The 17,366-nt window shown below is 40.9% G+C and carries 17 protein-coding genes; 9 read left to right on the top strand and 8 right to left on the bottom strand.

The window, feature by feature from the left end; genetic code table 11:
* Positions 1 to 91 precede the first annotated feature (91 nt).
* On the bottom strand, positions 92 to 421 hold the full coding sequence (locus tag NYE45_RS17900) for a hypothetical protein (RefSeq protein ID WP_340013487.1): 330 nt from the start codon (positions 419 to 421) through the stop codon (positions 92 to 94).
* A 108-nt stretch (positions 422 to 529) separates the two neighbouring features.
* Between NYE45_RS17900 and NYE45_RS17895 the strand changes: the two genes are divergently transcribed.
* Together NYE45_RS17895 and NYE45_RS17890 are read left to right on the top strand one after the other, a co-directional pair.
* Complete coding sequence (locus NYE45_RS17895; protein WP_340013486.1) at positions 530 to 1,579, top strand: leucine-rich repeat domain-containing protein; 1,050 nt, start codon at positions 530 to 532, stop codon at positions 1,577 to 1,579.
* 151 nt (positions 1,580 to 1,730) lie between these two features.
* Entirely contained in the window at positions 1,731 to 2,528 is a 798-nt protein-coding gene (locus tag NYE45_RS17890; protein WP_340013485.1) for a cupin domain-containing protein, read from the top strand.
* A gap of 108 nt (positions 2,529 to 2,636) precedes the next feature.
* Here NYE45_RS17890 and NYE45_RS17885 read toward each other — a convergent pair whose 3' ends face one another.
* Positions 2,637 to 3,683, bottom strand: a complete 1,047-nt coding sequence (locus NYE45_RS17885) for an aromatic ring-hydroxylating dioxygenase subunit alpha (RefSeq protein WP_340013484.1) — start codon at positions 3,681 to 3,683, stop codon at positions 2,637 to 2,639.
* A gap of 284 nt (positions 3,684 to 3,967) precedes the next feature.
* Here NYE45_RS17885 and NYE45_RS17880 point away from each other — a divergent pair, with 284 nt between their 5' ends.
* Together NYE45_RS17880 and NYE45_RS17875 are read left to right on the top strand one after the other, a co-directional pair.
* Positions 3,968 to 4,414, top strand: coding sequence for a carboxymuconolactone decarboxylase family protein (locus NYE45_RS17880; RefSeq protein ID WP_062835074.1), 447 nt, complete (start codon positions 3,968 to 3,970; stop codon positions 4,412 to 4,414).
* Between the two features lie 34 nt (positions 4,415 to 4,448).
* Positions 4,449 to 5,384, top strand: coding sequence for a sigma-70 family RNA polymerase sigma factor (locus tag NYE45_RS17875; RefSeq protein WP_340013483.1), 936 nt, complete (start codon positions 4,449 to 4,451; stop codon positions 5,382 to 5,384).
* A 101-nt stretch (positions 5,385 to 5,485) separates the two neighbouring features.
* Here the strand turns inward: NYE45_RS17875 and NYE45_RS17870 are convergent, their stop codons facing one another.
* Both NYE45_RS17870 and NYE45_RS17865 read right to left on the bottom strand, forming a co-directional pair.
* A complete protein-coding gene (locus NYE45_RS17870) occupies positions 5,486 to 6,439 on the bottom strand; it encodes a hypothetical protein (RefSeq protein ID WP_340013482.1) in 954 nt (317 codons plus the stop codon).
* Positions 6,440 to 6,683: 244 nt separating this feature from the next.
* Positions 6,684 to 7,265 (bottom strand): spore coat protein, encoded by a 582-nt coding sequence (locus tag NYE45_RS17865; RefSeq protein WP_340013481.1) that lies wholly within the window; start codon positions 7,263 to 7,265, stop codon positions 6,684 to 6,686.
* Between the two features lie 422 nt (positions 7,266 to 7,687).
* Between NYE45_RS17865 and NYE45_RS17860 the strand changes: the two genes are divergently transcribed.
* Together NYE45_RS17860 and NYE45_RS17855 are read left to right on the top strand one after the other, a co-directional pair.
* Complete coding sequence (locus NYE45_RS17860) at positions 7,688 to 8,224, top strand: hypothetical protein (protein WP_340013480.1); 537 nt, start codon at positions 7,688 to 7,690, stop codon at positions 8,222 to 8,224.
* A 29-nt stretch (positions 8,225 to 8,253) separates the two neighbouring features.
* Positions 8,254 to 8,982, top strand: a complete 729-nt coding sequence (locus NYE45_RS17855) for a DUF1361 domain-containing protein (RefSeq protein ID WP_340013479.1) — start codon at positions 8,254 to 8,256, stop codon at positions 8,980 to 8,982.
* Positions 8,983 to 9,122: 140 nt separating this feature from the next.
* On the opposite strand, the gene NYE45_RS17850 is transcribed toward NYE45_RS17855, so the two are convergent.
* Positions 9,123 to 10,061, bottom strand: a complete 939-nt coding sequence (locus NYE45_RS17850; protein WP_340013478.1) for an alpha/beta hydrolase — start codon at positions 10,059 to 10,061, stop codon at positions 9,123 to 9,125.
* A 184-nt stretch (positions 10,062 to 10,245) separates the two neighbouring features.
* On the opposite strand from NYE45_RS17850, the gene NYE45_RS17845 reads away from it, so the two are divergent.
* Both NYE45_RS17845 and NYE45_RS17840 read left to right on the top strand, forming a co-directional pair.
* The gene (locus NYE45_RS17845) at positions 10,246 to 10,839 is read left to right on the top strand and encodes a TetR/AcrR family transcriptional regulator (RefSeq protein ID WP_340013477.1); all 594 of its coding nucleotides are present in this window, start codon (positions 10,246 to 10,248) and stop codon (positions 10,837 to 10,839) included.
* Between the two features lie 148 nt (positions 10,840 to 10,987).
* Positions 10,988 to 12,010: a serine hydrolase gene (locus NYE45_RS17840; RefSeq protein WP_340017395.1), complete on the top strand. Its 1,023-nt coding sequence runs from the start codon at positions 10,988 to 10,990 to the stop codon at positions 12,008 to 12,010.
* Between the two features lie 84 nt (positions 12,011 to 12,094).
* On the opposite strand, the gene NYE45_RS17835 is transcribed toward NYE45_RS17840, so the two are convergent.
* Both NYE45_RS17835 and NYE45_RS17830 read right to left on the bottom strand, forming a co-directional pair.
* Positions 12,095 to 13,075 carry a serine hydrolase gene (locus NYE45_RS17835; protein ID WP_340013476.1) on the bottom strand — a complete coding sequence of 327 codons (981 nt, stop codon included), beginning with the start codon at positions 13,073 to 13,075 and terminating at the stop codon, positions 12,095 to 12,097.
* Positions 13,076 to 13,127: 52 nt separating this feature from the next.
* A complete protein-coding gene (locus NYE45_RS17830; protein WP_340013475.1) occupies positions 13,128 to 13,343 on the bottom strand; it encodes a helix-turn-helix transcriptional regulator in 216 nt (71 codons plus the stop codon).
* Between the two features lie 129 nt (positions 13,344 to 13,472).
* Here NYE45_RS17830 and NYE45_RS17825 point away from each other — a divergent pair, with 129 nt between their 5' ends.
* A complete protein-coding gene (locus NYE45_RS17825; RefSeq protein WP_340013474.1) occupies positions 13,473 to 13,742 on the top strand; it encodes a DUF6809 family protein in 270 nt (89 codons plus the stop codon).
* Between the two features lie 67 nt (positions 13,743 to 13,809).
* Here NYE45_RS17825 and NYE45_RS17820 read toward each other — a convergent pair whose 3' ends face one another.
* The gene (locus tag NYE45_RS17820; RefSeq protein ID WP_340013473.1) at positions 13,810 to 17,298 is read right to left on the bottom strand and encodes an SIR2 family protein; all 3,489 of its coding nucleotides are present in this window, start codon (positions 17,296 to 17,298) and stop codon (positions 13,810 to 13,812) included.
* Positions 17,299 to 17,366 lie beyond the last annotated feature (68 nt).

The following is a 17,366-nucleotide window of genomic DNA, read 5'->3' as shown; positions in this document are numbered from 1 at the left end:
TTAGACAATAGCTTTTAATAATAAAGAAGCTGCCGAAGCAGCTCCTTCATTTGATCTGAACCTGGACTTTGGATAAGTCTAATGAGTACGATTACCACTGAAAGAAGCGATGTCCGTGAAATCCTCCGCCTGGAGGACCTCCGTGCCCACCTGGGCCACCCGGACCGCCAGGCCCACCTCCATGGTGAGGTCCGCCGGGATAGCCGCCTCCTGGGAAAGGACCATGGTGCCCGCCTGGGTAACCACCTCCGGGGTAGCCACCATGCCACCAAGGACCGCCGATTGGAAATGGCAGTGGGAAAGGAACAATGGGCGGGTATGGATAGGGATAAGGGTAAGGGTACGGTGGGGGTGGTGGATAATAAGGGTAAGGATAACCCGCAGGTTGCGGGGATGACACTGAACCAGGGCCGTATGCCATGTAACAAGCCTCCAATGACTGGATTGATGATATCAGCCTATGCCACAGTGGTTTCAGGTGATACAGCAGATTGAAGATTAGTGAATATAGAGTAACGAGGGGGAACCTATGGTAGCCGTAGCTTTTCACACCGATCCAAGAGGAACTGCCTATGAACTGTTGATTGACGAATTGATCGAGAAGACAGATCGTTTCATGCTGGTTGATAGAAAATATGCTGAGGAAGCTACACCTGAAAGAGTTACCACAGTGTTACGGAGATTGGATCCGTATTTGATTGAAAGCAGTACGATGGAAGAAATGATGATGAAAAGTGGTGCCATGTATTCAGAGGGGATTTATTACATATATCGTTGCACGCCGGAATCAGGGCAGATCCTTAAGGAGGAAGCCAACCGCTTTCATGATTGGTTATATCCCTCAATGCCAGATGATCTTTGTTTTTTGAACGAGGATGGAAGTGACTACTTCTACACTGTTGCTCATGAGAATATGTATGGCATGCATATTACACAAGAAGAAGCAATTGAGCTAATGGAGCGAATCACTGGGTTATTTTTTAGATTAGATCGGCATCAGGACATTCATTGCTTACTGGACGATGCGATTAGACATCAGACGGATGTGCTGAATATTAGTTCACATTACTTGAAAGAGATTCCGGAACGTATTCGGGAATTAAAGCACTTGAAACGTTTGACGATTTTTGAGCAGGATGTTTATACGCTTCCTCCAGCCCTTTTTGAACTGACATCATTGGAAGAATTGGAGATTATGACGGCGGATTTGGAAGGTATTCACCAAGACATTAGAAAATTGAAACAACTTCGAGAGCTGAGAATTTATTGCGGCAGTTCATATCATGTTCCTATCGGTTGGAAGCCGAAGGAGAAGTCGGATCTTGGTCTGAAGTATATTCCTGCCGAGATTGGCGAGTTGAGTGAACTGGTGACTCTGGATATAGGATACTCGGGCATTCGCGAGCTTCCGCCTGAACTGGAGCAACTGAAGAAGCTACGTTATTTGAGTGTAACTAATGGTTTAATTGAGAAAACGCCGGATATGGTGAAGCGAATGACCTGGCTTCAGGGCGTGGATCTGAACAGTACTCCATTAGGAATTAGTTTGCAGCACATCTTGGGCGAGGAAGAATCTTAATATCAAATGAGCCCTGCTTGGGATATCCGAGTCAGGGATATTTGTCATGCGCCGCAAACATAGCGGAAATGGGCTCACGCATCTGGGCACTGGGCATAAGCTGGCATATAGGTTATGACCTAAACCGAGAGCGAAGGGCAGGCGTTTTATTTTGGCAACTTCAACCATGGATTACACTTTACCAACCACCGAATTTACTTACGATTTGAGCAATAACCCGTTATTTAAGAAGGATGAGAATAACTATATTAACTCCCTTTCCATCAAACAGTTAAACACACTGGGTAATACGTCTTTATTGGATATTTTCCTCAGCACAGGCAATGTAGTTGAGCCACATACGCATCCGAATGCAACCGAGTTGGTATACTGCATCAGTGGTTCGGCAGTTGTGTCCCTCATTAATCCGTTTACCAACGAGTTGCTTCATTTCCCGATTACTCCAGGGCAAGTAGCTAATGTACCTCAAGGCTGGTGGCACTATGAAGTGGCTACTGTGGATCATACACACTTACTGGCAGTCTTTGATGCTCCTGTTCCTGAAGCGATATTTGGCTCAGACACTTTACGTCTTACACCTGCAAAACTTTTAGCTTATACGTACTGTCTGGATGAGAAAAAAGTTCAAGAAGCGCTGGCTCCTATCCAAAAAACAGTGATTATTGGCCCGCCGGCAGATTGCCCGAATTCAACTTCTCCTGTCTCTAACAGTGCTCCAAATGTGAATCATCAGCCTTACGTGATGCCTAACGTACAACCTAACGTACAGCCAAATATTCAACCCAATACACAGCCAAACATGCAGCCCAACAACCAACCAAACATGCAACCTTACGTAAACCGTCTTCCGTACTGGGGCACTTGGGTTGATCCACGTATTATTCATGAGCCGGGCTGTCCGTATTATAGAGAGCTTCCTGTGAATACGACTAATCAAGAGGAAAAATGACGAATGAAGGCTTAGTGGGCAAGGTCTTTCTAATACACACTAGGTACTCCAGTTGAATTAGATATAGAAAAAGAAGCGTCCGCAACGGAACGCTTCTTTTATATTCATTTACGATGTGTAATTTCGTCCCAAACCAATTTCCGTTAATAATTGACGATAGGCAATTGATGTACGGTCCGCGGGAATATGGGCCTCGGCATGCAGATCAAGGGGCAGATCCTCCGGTTTCTGTGACTCGACCATCTCGCGATCTTCTTCGAATACTTGCAAGTTGAACTTGATCGTGTCTTCAATGGGAGCATCTTTATCAAAGTTGCGTGTGATGGGACAGAATAGACGTGTGTAACGAGCAGAGATTGGTGAAGCACAATTCAGAATATTCAGCTTGTCGTCTCCTGGGAAATGTACCGTCAGAGAAGCCGCAAAGGGTGGGAACACCCGAAACTCGCGCAGCCATTGGAAACCTTCAGGTGCAACGAGATCTTGCCCTTTGCCATAGTTACTCACGGTACTCCAATATTCGGCCAGCAACTCATTTCCCTCGCGTTTCACTTTATATTTAGGTACTTCTGTGTTGTTTCGATCACCAAATGTTTCGGTATGCACATAGGCAAAATGGGATACATCCAGGAATCCCTCCATTTGTCGTCCAGAGGAACCCGCAATATCAAAGTTGGGTATTAAAATATTGATATAATCCGGATCATCCCATCCAGGGAAGGATGGAATCTGTTCTTCCGTTCCCGCCAGTGAAGTCCATATTAAGCCATAACGTTCGACAGCCGGGTACACAATGAGTTTGAGCTTAGGTGAGATTTTGGAACTTGGGTGCGCAGGTACTGCGGTACATTTTCCTTCACAATTGTATCGGAAACCGTGATAAGGACAGACAATCTCACCATTTTCTACCCAACCTTTGCTAAGTGGCGCCCCGCGGTGAAAACAAAGATCTTTGGCTACCACAACCTGATCATTACTGCGATAAAGAACCAGCTTCACATCGAGCAATTGAGCAGCCAGTGGTTTGTCGGTTACTTCGGTTGCTTGTGCTACCGGATACCAATATTGGGATAATACATGCCAGTCTTCAGCGGTGAACGTACAGCCTCTAGGTAATTCGGATGTCACATTATGGTTTGCGTTGGAAGTTATCATATGAAACACTCCTTGCTGATATGAATAAACGATTCTCTTTTAATGTTAGAAAAGTTAACTTGATTAGCCGTATGTTACTACTCTTTTGGTCGATATATCAATATATCCAACCTACTTTTGGTTGAAATCACAAACGGCTCAGTAAAAACCGTACATGGATACGGAAAAACCCGGATTTTTCTTACGTCAGATGTTAATAGTGAAAAATTTTCGCAAAGAATGTCACAGATCCCTGCGGTCGTTTGTCTTCAGTATGTAGACCAAATGACGGAGGCGAATGAGAAATGAATTTAAGAACGAACTACAGAGCAGTGAGTCCAGGTGCTTTTAAAGCGATGATGGCGATGGAGCAATATATATCCGGGCAATTTGAGGATAAAGTGTTATACGAGTTGTTGAAAATCCGTGTGTCCCAGATCAATGGCTGTGCCTTTTGTCTCGATATGCATGCCAAAGATCTGATGAAACTGGGAGATTACGCGGATCATATTCTTTTGCTAAGTGTGTGGCGTGAAGTGCCTTTCTTCACGGATCAAGAACGTGTTATGCTGGAGCTGGCTGAAGCGGTGACTCGAATCTCGGAACACGGTGTACCACTTACTTTGTACGATAAGGTCCGTGAACATTTCAGTGAATCCGAACTGGTGGATCTGATCCTGGCCATTAACACGATTAACAACTGGAACCGGATTGCAATTACAACAGGGATGTATCCGGGCTGCTTTAACTAAAACTAAATGCACCATGCCAGAGGAGGCCATTCTCATGAATTCCAATCTCCACGCCAATGAGCCAGAAGTGTCTTCTCTGGATGTTGGTGAGCTGTATATACGTTATAAAAAATATGCATTTTCAATAGCTTACCGCATGCTCGGCAGTGTGGTAGAAGCTGAAGATATTGTACAGGATTGTTTTGCGGGAATTCAGAGTATGTCTGCTCAGGATATTCGTAACCCCAAGTCCTACATCGCCAGACTGGTTGTGAACCGAAGCCTGAATCTGCTAAACTCTGCCCGCAACCAGCGGGAAAGTTATGTTGGTGAGTGGCTGCCTGAGCCGCTGGGTGACAGTGAAGTGGAAAATATGCCAGAGGAAACGGTGCAAAAGAAAGAGCTGATCTCCTACGCCTATCTGGTCATGTTGGAGCGTCTATCACCCATGGAACGGGCTGTTTTTGTCCTTCGTGAAGCGTTCCAATATGATTATTCCGAAATAGCGGATTGGCTGGGCAAATCGGAGAGTAACTGCCGTCAAATCTTTAGCCGCGCCAGACGAAATCTGCCCGAAAGACTTCCGCCGATCGAGCAGAGTGATGCGGACATGATAGCCAAAGGCGAATTGCTGAGCCGTTTTACAACGGCTTTCCTTCGTTATGATGTCTCTGCGATGCTCGAGTTACTGGCGGATCAGCCTGTATTTACAGCAGATGGCGGTGGTGTTGTTCATACCGTTATGAGAACGATGAACGTTCATAAAGGCGTGCTTGCCCTCTTGACTTCACGGCGAGTCCTTACTCGATTGCGTGAAAGAGAGTGGGTACCCATGTGGATCAATGGCGAGCTTCAACTTGCGTTGATGAAAGAAGGGCAGTTATCCGAGGTACTCTGTTTGGAGTTGGACGCTTCCGGAGAGCGGATTGAGGGCGTGTATCTAGTCGTTAATCCGAACAAACTTACATCAATAGGCACTTCAACTCTTTGATCCAAACGTAAGGAAATTGATATGTAAATTTAAAAGCGGCAACCTCTCTCACGAGGACTGCCGCTTTTTTTGGTATTCACATTTTGCTATTCAGCATCCGATTATTCACGGGCAAATTGTTGTTGAACAGTTTCAATGATTGCTCTGATTTCAGGTGTAAGCTCATCATTGTTCTGATTGAGAACCAGTAAAATCTTTTCCAGAGTGTCCAGAAGAACACTCTCCGTATTGGGCTCCCGCTTAGCCAAAGCTTTCTCGTAAGCCTGTTTCACCTCAGGGTCGATGGTGCGGATTTCTTCGTCCGTGTACCAGTCATATGCAGGCGTGTTGTCACTTCCGTAAAACAGGTAATCCACAAATATCCACTGCTTCACTGCTGATGTGCGATTGGAATTCGGGAATTTGTTCAAAAAGGCTTCTTTCTCCAATGCACGCTGGATTAATTCGTTCCAAGAGATGATAATGCCACCATCTGAAGTCGTCATTTGGTTGGACTCGGTAGCCATAATATCAATGTACGCAGCAATATCAGCCTTAACAAAAGGTTTGAACTTTTGATATATCTCATAATTGATGATGGGGTAATACAAGCCTTCACTGGTTTCCAGTTTGAACCCGAGATCTGATGCTTCCTGCAGAAGCTTCTTCACGTTCGGATCTTTAATTTCTTTGAGCAGACGACTATATGTAAGCTTTTGTTCGTAACCAAGTTGTTCATGGGCCTGAGACAAGGCTTGTTGAAATTGTTCCGTATACATTTTCTGATCCATATCAGCGAGCTTCACGTTCTGCATGTTCTCCAGTTGCAGCGTCATTAGTGTGGCCTGCCAAGGACCGACTTTATCGATATGATTCATCAGGTATTTACGTGCTTTAACCAGACTTTCTGTGGACTTTACTGCTTCTGTTCGATAGGTTTGGAATTGATGATACACCGTTTTGGAAGCGGGAACAGGTGCAGCGAGTGTCGTTGAAGGTGTGATTGTTGCGCCAATGGCAGTACAGCCTAGAGCCATAGCAAGTAAACCAAGTTTAGCAGGTTGCTTCCATCTCATTTGTATACCTCCCCATAATGAAGAAAAAGCCATTTGAATTCTCGTATAACCGCATTTCACCGTATTTTATAGGTATGATCCATACGTTGACTATGTACGGGTTTGTCTTTGATTAAACCAGTTTCTGGTAACCGAAACAAGTGTCATCAGTAGGAAAATGATTGCAAATAATCAAAAAAAACAGCCCCTTATACCCCTGGTGGGTTGAAGAGACTGTTCTGGGAAATCGCACTTTATTTTCTAATTAATGAAGTGGTTTATTGCTAATAGGCATCTGAGGTGCTCCGGTTGCTGGAATGTATGCCTGAAGCATCTGTTGTGTATCACTTGGAGTGAGTTGAGGTACTTGATAATACGCGTTTTTATTCTGGAACATGAAAATTTCATAGGCCATCTCGATAAAATGCTGGATCTGCGAAGCAATGACTCGGCGAACCGTTCCATTGGTGATCTCGCTGCAAGACATACCGAGCAGACTCGCATGTGACTTGATCAGTCCCAGCATGTGACCGCTAATCCCGGCATCCTTTACATCAGCCAAGCTCTGGTTTGGCTTTTTCGGTGCCGAGGGCTTAAGGCCATATATCGGTGGTACGATGTTGGGAATCATATAGGTTGCCGTTTCTTGATGAGGCTTCTGTCCGGATGCAAAACACTCTGCTGTAAGATTGTACTGGGATAAAATGAAATTGTACTGCCGGTCCAGAATGCCAATCAGTTCCTGGCTCTGCACGAATGTACGAAAGATCATATATTGATCCAGCACGTTAATGGTGGAAGACAGAATCTCATGCACATCGAACATCTCATGGCCGCCATGATTCATGTTAGGAGTAACATTTGGATTTGCATTCAAAGTGGGTTGTACTAAATTTTGAGGGTGCATCGAATTCGGATTCATTGTAAATTTGATTCTCCTTTGGTAAATGGTATGATTCTATTTAAGTTGAACGAAAGAATATTTACACTTGCCACTCCGATGACAGAACAACCTTCCGATCGCTGTTATCCCCAGATTTTTAATTCAATTTTACAAAGGTGAAAATCCGGTGATAAGCTTATGCTTCCGAAGTAGCTTTCTTGTAGAAAGCTTTTAGCGAACGCTTCGCTTCTTTAGTTTGTTTCTGTCCTCTGCGTTCTCGTGAAAATGTATAGTTCAACTTCTATAGTATGCTTGGAAAGTAGTAAACTTATGTAATATGTTAGGAGTATTCGCACAAATAGGAATAGGTATGGTGGTGGTTAAAGATGGAAGAGACCGATTGGAGTGTAGCAAAAGATTTGTTCGTCAAACATTACGGGAGCGCAATACAGATGCATCGAGAAGGCTTGTATAGCGACTATAAGCGCTGCGATGTACCCCAAGAATTAGAGGAACAATGGATAGGGGAGCGGATTCAACAATTAAGTTCCGAGCTGTCTATCATGAATTGGGATGCGGTGGATGAACTTTCGTTGATCGCCAAACATCGGACAGAACCATCAATTATTACGGCAATTACTGCATTTGCTTCGAGACAATTGAAGAGTGCGGACAGTATGGTGCGTCTCGTATATGCTGAACGACTGATTGAGCTGATTAAACGGTATGAATCCTCTCTGCCGATGGACAAGTTACGGGAAACCTATCAATTGACGATGGACTTGCTGGTTGATGTGGCGACTAAACCGTTGGTGCTAGATCCAGGTCATGAATTACAGCAGTATGGATTAAAGGATAAACGTGGATTGAATTTGCGTGTGGAAAAGAATAAGGAAGAAATCATCCGATATTTTCAAAATTAATTGAATTTTATCAAGTGAGGTCAGAATCATTGAGAAAACTGAATTATATTCGCATATTTATTTTCCTTAGTGTGGTCACTATAGTAACGCTCGGCTTGTACTATGTAGCCGCAGATTGGCTGGATCAGCGTTATTTCCGCTTCCTGATCTGGAACCTGTTCCTGGGTTGGATTCCTTTTGTGTTCTCATATGCAGCCTATCTTCTAAGTGATGTGAAATGGAAAGGTGCCGCATGGCTAGCAGTCGCAAGTGGGATGATGTGGTTGTTATTTTTCCCGAACTCTTCTTATATTGTAACGGATTTGGTTCATCTGACAGCGAGAAGTACCCGTTATTATGGTGGGAACGGAGTGGACTACACGTATTGGTACGACTTGAGTGTTGTATTAATGTTTGTCTGGACTGGACTCCTACTTGGATTCCTATCGATGTATCAGCTTCAGGAAGTGATCTATCACCGAATTGGACGCTGGGCATCCTGGATCTTTGTACTGGCTGGCTGTGCTTTGGGGAGTTATGGGGTATTGCTTGGACGTGTATATCGACTAAATAGTTGGGATGCACTGACGAATCGCGAGACGCTGATTGAGCTGATGCACGAAAGTGTAAGTCGCCCGTCTCTGGCGTTTTGCCTGTTTTTTGGCACGTTTATCACTACAATCTATGCCACATTGTATTATCTGATCAATACGAGGTCTCCCCGTGAAACGAAGAAGAGTGCAGGAAGTCCTGAGGCGGACCTGCAAGCGTTACGCTAACGTATGTTTTTTAAGGCCGAAATCATTGGATCTAATCTTAATGTATATTGCTTAAAGGGCTGTTCCAAGTCATGCACATGGCTATTGGAACAGCCCTTTAACATTGGATCGAGCGCAGGATGTTCTAAAGAAAAATACCTCTACTTATCAGAGATTAGCTCAAGGATTGTCTTCACAACCAGTTCAGGTTCATCGTGAATAATCATATGACCACTGCGGGTGGCAACAATGAGCTGACTATCCTTCGATATATTCAACATATTACGTTGTCCCGATTGCCATACAGATTCGAGCTTCTGCCCAATTTCAACTGGAATCCCTGCGCTAGCATAGTCTTGAGGACGTCCGCGTGCAATGATACGTACAGGGATTGATCCAAGACTTTGGCCACGAATGGCATCTTCTGTTGAATGGGCGTGGAGGGCTTCTTCTTCTTTGGCGTGAAAATAGGAAGGGGTAGCGATCACATTAACAAAAGTATCCCGATCTTGCTTGGCAACCAGACCATTAAGCATAAAGTCTGGAAATAATCTGAAAGCTCCAGATACCTTCAGTAAAGATAATAAGGAGGCAGGCGGGTTTCCCTGAAACTGAGCCTGTTCCAACAAAGCCTTTGTGTTCCGTTCATCATCCTCAGGTCTCGCATCAATGAGGACAAGGCTCTGAACCTCATTTGAATAGGTCTGTGCAAAGAGTCTAGCATACATACCACCGAGGGAATGACCTACCATAACGTAAGGACCACGGATACTCTCCTTCTCCAGAGCCGCATGTAAATCTTTGACGATATTTGCACCTGTACGTTCTGTAGGTGCATATTCACTCCAGGCATATCCAGCGCGATCATACGTGACCACCGTTGCATGTTGGGCTAGTTCCGCAGGAATGTCCCTCCACGACAAACTGGTCTCACCACTTCCAGCCTCCATAAGTATGGTCGGTGAACCATTGCCTTGTTTATGAATGTGTAGTTGGTAACCGCCGACTTGAACTAACGTACCTGGAGGTGGAAAGTCCTTTTTGGCCTGCGACGAAGCAAACCACTCATAGAGGAATGCGGCACCTATCAGTAGTAGCATTGTGCAGAATAATCTTACTATGAAGGTGAAAACTCTGAATTTCTTGCGTGTTGAGGCTGGGGTAGTTGTATGCATGATCTTATGAATTCCTCTCCTACAGCTGTTTTTATATTTTAGTACAATGTATTAAAAAGATTATAGCACAGTGTATTACAAAAAGAGAAGTTTGTTGTATAATGTTGTCATGCCAAAAATCGTAGATCATGAAGCTCAAAGGAAAATCGTTGCTGATGCAGCAATCCGGGTCATACAAGAGCACGGACTGGAGCATGCTACAGTTCGGAATATAGCGAAGGAAGCGGGACTATCTGTAGGCTCCATGCGTCATTATTTTGCCACACAGGCCGAATTGTTCACCTTTTGTATGAATCTTTTTGCAGAGCGGGTACAGAAAAGGGTGGAGGCGTTACAGATGAGTGGATCTGTACTGCAGGATATGAAGAATCTGCTCTTGCAATTTCTCCCGTTGGACGAAGATAGAATGATGGAAATGGAGGTCTGGTTTTCGTTTACAGCCAAATTATTGGTGTACCCCGAATTAAAAAAGTTAAGTGATCAGATGCATGAAGGGATGTATCGGTCTGTTCAGTGGGTAATACAGGAGTTGCAGAAGCAAGGTATGACACATCCTGATCTGGATGCCGAGATGGAGACAGAGAAATTATATGCTCTTGTGGATGGACTCGCCATTCATATCCTAATGCAGCCAGATAGACTTACGGTAAAACGAGTGGAACAAGTGATTGAACAGCATTTGAGCATGCTTTGTCTAACTTAATCTTACGTTGTCTGAAGAAGGGTTATTTCCTTTTATAAGGGGGTAATCCTTCTTTTTATGAAAATTTGGCAGGTATGCAGGATATGACGAAGAATTAAGAATGAGAATGTAATGTGATGAATACATAGACAAGTAGGTGAACAACAAAATGTTAAATGCAGTAGAGCTGACAACAAAAGTAGAAGAAGTCATGGAACGCGTGAATTTTTCGGGTGTTGTATTACTCCAGCAAGCCGGGAAAACCCTTTTGAATATGAAACGTGGTTATGCGAATCGTAGTGAAGAGCTGGCCAATCAGGTGGATACACGCTTTGGCATTGCATCAGGATGTAAGATCTTCACGGCAGTGAGTATATGCCAACTCATTGAAGCGGGCAAGTTGTCTGCTGATTCCAAGCTGAACGATGTGTTGGATGTGAAGTTTCCACTGTGGGACGAAGGGATCACCATCCAGCAGTTGTTAACCCACACGTCAGGCATTCCGGATTATTTCGATGAAGAAGTGATGGATGACTTTTCAGAATTGTGGAAAGACAGACCCGTCTACGCGATGCGGCGATTAAGTGACTTTCTGCCCATGTTTCAGCATCTGCCAATGAAGTTTGCTCCGGGTGAACGTTTTCATTACAATAATGCGGGTTTCATTGTGCTGGGGCTTATCGTGGAACAACATTCAGGACTGTCGTTTACAGATTATGTGGAAGAGCATATTTTCAAAAGTTGTGGCATGAAGGACTCCGGTTATTTCGTAACAGATCAGCTTCCGCGCAACACAGCTTTAGGGTATATCGATCATGAAGACGGCTCCTGGAACACCAATATGTTCTCCATTCCTGTCAAAGGTGGATCAGATGGTGGAGCCTATGTTACGGCACCGGATATGATTCGATTCTGGGACGCTTTGCTGGGTCACCAATTGTTGAAAGAAGAGACTTCACAGCAGTTATTAACTCCACATGCTCATCAAGAGGATGAAGAGTATTATGGGCAGGGTATCTGGATTGACCGCAAGGAGGAAGACATTTTCAAATTTCATGTCATGGGGTTTGATCCAGGGGTGTCGTTCATGTCTTCCGTGTATCCGGACTATGGTCTACAACTGGTTGTGGTTTCTAATCAAGAGTCTGGTCCGAATCCAATAACGATTGCCGTCGAAGAAGCTTTGGCATGACAAATAAACCCTCAGCCTATGGGCAGGTTAAGGCCATAAGGTTGGGGGTTCATTGGTCGGACAGGATAGAAGGACAGCCTGCGTTTATAACATTTTCCATAGCTCGGGGGCGATTAAACGAGGGAAAACATCCAGCGGAGGTTTCTCTTTCTTTCGTTTGTCATTGGTTAACACCGTAACAAGTTCCAGTTCTGGGACAATGTATACATACTGCCCACCAAACCCTCGTGCGTAATAATAATGGAGATTGGGTTTGTCTTCTTCAGCAGCAATATCTTCGGCAACAGACCTTTCATTCGGATAGGTATCCACCCACCAATGCCAAGCATAGCTGCCGTGATTTGGTGGAGTGACTGTAATGAAAGGCTGCGTCGAACGGGATACGAGATCACTTGAAATGAGAGACTCACCCTCCCACATACCTTGCTGTAGAAACAACTGACCGAATTTCAGCAGATCTACGGGTAACATTTTAAGACCGAATCCGCCAGTATGCACACCTTGAGGGTCGCTTTCCCATTCATAGTCCTTAATTTCCAGCGGCTCAAAAAGATAACGTTCTGCGAACTCGGCTACGTTCATACCTGCATTTTGCATCAGGATGGCGGATAGGATCTGTGAGACTCCTGAATTGTATTCCATGTATGTACCCGGTTCATGACTTAAGCGCTGTTCCAATGCAAAATCCACCCAATGATCGGTGCGGGTCATGCGAGGAAATGAATTTTGCCCCCCGAACTCATCCCAGTTGAATCCGGCTGTCATGGTGAGCAGTTGTTCCAGGGTGATCGCTGGTTTACGCGGGTCCGGGTCGGTATTCAACTGCGGGAAAAAGGTAGAGATTGGGGTTGATGCCTCTGGCAACAAACCTTTATCTATCGCTATACAGATGAGTGCGGACAGCACACTCTTGGTACAAGAATTGACTTTTGCAATATCGGTCGCAGCCTCTTGGTTGCGGTAGTGTTCGTATATGATCTCACCGCGTACGCTGACGAGGCAGCTTCGCAGATCCAGCGGCGGAATGATATGTTGCAACTTGGATGACAGTGATGAAGGATTCATAGTGTCCTTTCTGTGCGGTTGATTTTAATGATTCATATTTAGGGCATACAGCCTAATCGTTTAAACGTTTGGGATTATCCGTTTGTCCCAATATATAATCGATACTAACATTATGAAATTCAGATAGCTTGATTAGAACTACACTTGGAACATCTAAAACGCCAGTTTCATATCTAGAATAGGTCGTTTGAGTAATGTTCAACATTTTAGCCAATTGCTGTTGAGTCAAATCTTTATCTTCTCTTAAATCACGAATTCTTTTATACATAAGTATCACCCTAAATCAGCTTACTCTATGCGGAAACTGCATATTGATATTTATGCGGTTTTCGCATAAAATTAAACCAAGCTAATTAGAGAGTTTTTACTGTGAAAAGATTATTAGGGAGGGATAGAAATGAAAAGTATATTAGAAGAAATTTATTATGGTAATCTGAGACCAGAAGAAAATATTGTTCCTAAAAATTCGGAGTATCGATCTATTAATAAGGAGATTACAGCTAATATCGAAAAATTTCAGAAAAAACTTTCGGAGGATGACTTTAAACAGTTTGAGGAACTTTTAGATATGATAGATAATATTAATTCCACTAATTCTTGTGAGGCATTTGTGACAGGATTTAGAATAGGGACACTAGTTACTAACGAAGTTTTTCAACGAGAGTAGGTTAGAAAGAGGTAGAAATCAATACTTATAAAAAAAGCCTACTCACATAGAGTAGGCTTTTATGGGATCAACTTTTTTGAATAAAGTGATCAGAGTTTATTCGAATCTCCGGTAAATGATTATTCTTAATAAATTCTATCCAATGATCCAGTTGGTTACCTACATTGTCATTAATGTTTATGATTAATTGAGTAACCAATGTTGAAATACTTGCTAGGAGCTCGAATTCATCTTGAGACATTATTAAATCAGAGTTCTCAATAATTGAATAGAAATATTTGTTGGAAAATTTAATTAAAAATTCACAATCTTCTTTCGAAAAGATTATTGGATGCAATTTAATAGTTAGATGAATAGTATCGCAAGTTGCTAGTTTGTTATCATGTGATCCATACTTTATTATTGCAAACAATTGATTTAATAGGGGAGCAGGTTTTTCATCGATATGATTTTCAGCAATTAACTCTAAATAGCTAGATATTGCACTTATAGCATGTTTGATTGTATCATCGGTAAATTCCCATATCAAATCAGTAAAATTTGTGGTCAAATCCAAATCTAAATTTAACCTTTTTGCTTGTGGAAGAAGGTGAATAAAACAATATAGTTTCTTATGATATATTTCATTAATCATTGAACTTAATTTTCTCTTAAAATTATTATCAAAATGATTTAAAGGAATTATTTTCAGAATAGTATATCTGAGGTAGTGAACTAATTTTAATAAATAATCTGGTGAACGAAATAACCAGATACTTTCATTATCTGCTTCTAGCAGAAATTCCTTTTCTGAATCCCACCAGTGCAGGAATTTATCTAGCCACTCAGCATATATTTCTATTGGAATCTCTTTATATTTTGTTGTAGTTTCTCTAATAATTAGACAAAATTCTCTAAAATAATTATCAAATGCTGAACCGTCAGTTATCACTCCGTTATTTTTAATCTTAGGTATCTCTTTATTAATTATATAATTTTGAATAATCTGAAATGGTGATGTTTGTTGTTTTAGATTAATAGAGTCAACAATAAATTCGAAGGTACTTTGAAATAAGAAGTTACTAATACCAAAAGAACGAATAGCTGGTAAGGATTTAATAGTTACTGCTAACCGCTGTTCTTGTTCTGTTGTCAGGTTATTTGTTTGATAAAGAAAAACTAATCTTATTAGTGCGCTTTCTTTATTTACATTTTTAAGTAAATTTATTTTAATTTCTTCTTTTATTTCTAGTTTTATCGGCCGAATGTCATTAAGTGATAAAATTTCAAGAAAAGGATCAAAGAAATTATTTGAGCTATCAATGAAATGATTATCCATTGCCATTAATAATTCTTCAAAAAAAGTTGTTCTTTGTTGATATGTTTTAGAGAAAGTTATTCTTTGGAACAAGTTTGCAAATAGAGGAATTTCAGTTCTAATATATATATTTTTGTTTTCAATTATTTCAAGTACCATTTGATCAAAAATACTTTGTTTTTCTGGAGAGAAAGCAAAGTACACACGTGATAAAATTTCAATGGCATGTTCAAATGGGACTAGTGGAGAAGGTTCTAAAATGGCATTACTTAATATAGATTCAATTATTTTTAATTGAGGAGCCTTAAGGTGGTAAACAAATTGCCTTGTGAAAATATCTTCAATGTTTTTTCTTTTTGAGTAATATATTTGCTTTATCAGTGAAAAGTTTGGAAGAGTGACACTAATATTTTTATGGGCAATCTCGAGCCTAGCACGTATAAAGTAAAGTCCAAATTTCTCTTGTAAAATTAAAGCGGCATATGAGTCTAATATTTCTTGACGCATAAAGTCACCTAACTTAGAACTAGTTTTTTTAGTTCTGGGATCAAAGCCAGGTGTCTCTTTATTACCTAAGTCATAGACATATTCGGTAACAGATAGCCATGTTTGTTCGAGTTCACTGTTCGAGTTACAGTTATGAGAATTGATTTCACGCAATCTCTTTGAGTAATATCCACGTTTATTTGTTATTCGTTCTAAATTATGAAGTATTACACTTTCCAGAGATAGTAATCTATAATTTTCATTTTCGATAGTTAATAATTTCTTGATTTTTACTAAACTTAACTCCAATAAATTTTCTGCAACTTGCATCTGATCTATATTAGAATAAATGATGGCTTTTTTAATGTTCCATTCATAATCATTATTATTTATCAACCAATGACTTAGCTGAATTAATACATCACTAACTTTATTTAAAGATAATAAATAGAGAATCGTTTCGTATTGCAGGAAGTGTTTTTCTTCCGAATTTAAGTTACAATTCTTAAAGATAATAGAATATTTGTTGAATTTGTCTTCATCTAAATCAAGTCTAGCTTCTCTAAGGAGAACAAGAACTATATCATTTAACTTGATATTTTGATCTTTAAGTGGTAGAAGTTCCTCTAAAATTTTTTCAAGAACTTGTTGTTTGTTAAAATCAAGTGGAATTGAAAATGTGCTGAAACACCAGAGAAATTCATTTATTAAATTAATTTGTTCTTTGTTTATATTACTATCAAGACTGTTGAAATAATCATTGCTGAGTATGTGCAAATTAATAGCGTGTGATCTTCGTATTTTATCTGGTAGTAATACCCATCCAGGATAAGTTTTACGATTGTAAATGAAGCTTTCGATACTTTCATTATAATCACGATGTGGCCATTCGTTTTTTTTCTCTTTTGATTCGTTCATAAGGAAACTGAATACTTCTGTATACATGTGATTAAATGGGTTTGATTCTTTCGAATACAATTCTGTAAAATCAATTAATGTGATTCCTTTCTTCTCTAATTCAACTTCTCGATGCTTTTGATTATAACCCAGCATATATATCTTTGGCATGTGTTCCCCTAAATTATCTGATACCCATGATGTCCAGTTACTAAAGTTAGGATCATCTCCTGAAAAACCAATTAACACAAAAGTTGTCTCCATAATTGATTGTTGAACCATATTTACAAATGGACTAAATTTCACAGGATAATTGTTATAATCCGATTTCGTGAAAATAAAAGGCCTATTTGCAGGGAAGCTACCATGTAGTTTAATAATGCGAGGTTGAACTGAATTTGGAATGTCACTTATATCATAGATAGTCTGATAATTTCTCTCATGAACATAGCTCTTAGAGCGTTCTAAAAGAGTGTCGTAATTAGTTGTATAAATATCGCTCCAGGGTAGTCTTAACAAATCAAAATGGAGTTTATCAGGCTCGTAATTGTTATCGGGGATAGCATTTTTGAGAGCTTCATCGAGATGGGTTCTACCATACTCTTTAACATACATTTGACCAATATCTAATACATCTACATTGTCAAGGATTCCTTTGTGACTCAAGCTTTTCGTAAGTTCGTTTTTTATATCATCCCAGAGAGCCATGCCATTAAAAGAATCTTCAATCTTTTTAGCATTTAAACTAAATCCAGCCCCAATCATTACAGTAACCCTACTTTTTCCATCATCTGACCACAATCTATCTCGTATTTTTTGTAAATGAGGATACATATCTAGATTTTCTTTAAAAAAATTCTGAACATCCTTGGTCATAGTTTTCTCCTAAGAATATGTATTTTTAGAATATTTAAATTATAAATTTATAATCCTAATATGAGTGT

The sequence above is a fragment of the Paenibacillus sp. FSL K6-1318 genome, from assembly GCF_037976905.1.
Classification (GTDB): Bacteria; Bacillota; Bacilli; order Paenibacillales; family Paenibacillaceae; genus Paenibacillus; species Paenibacillus amylolyticus_A.
This window is presented reverse-complemented; position numbering and strand designations above follow the sequence as displayed.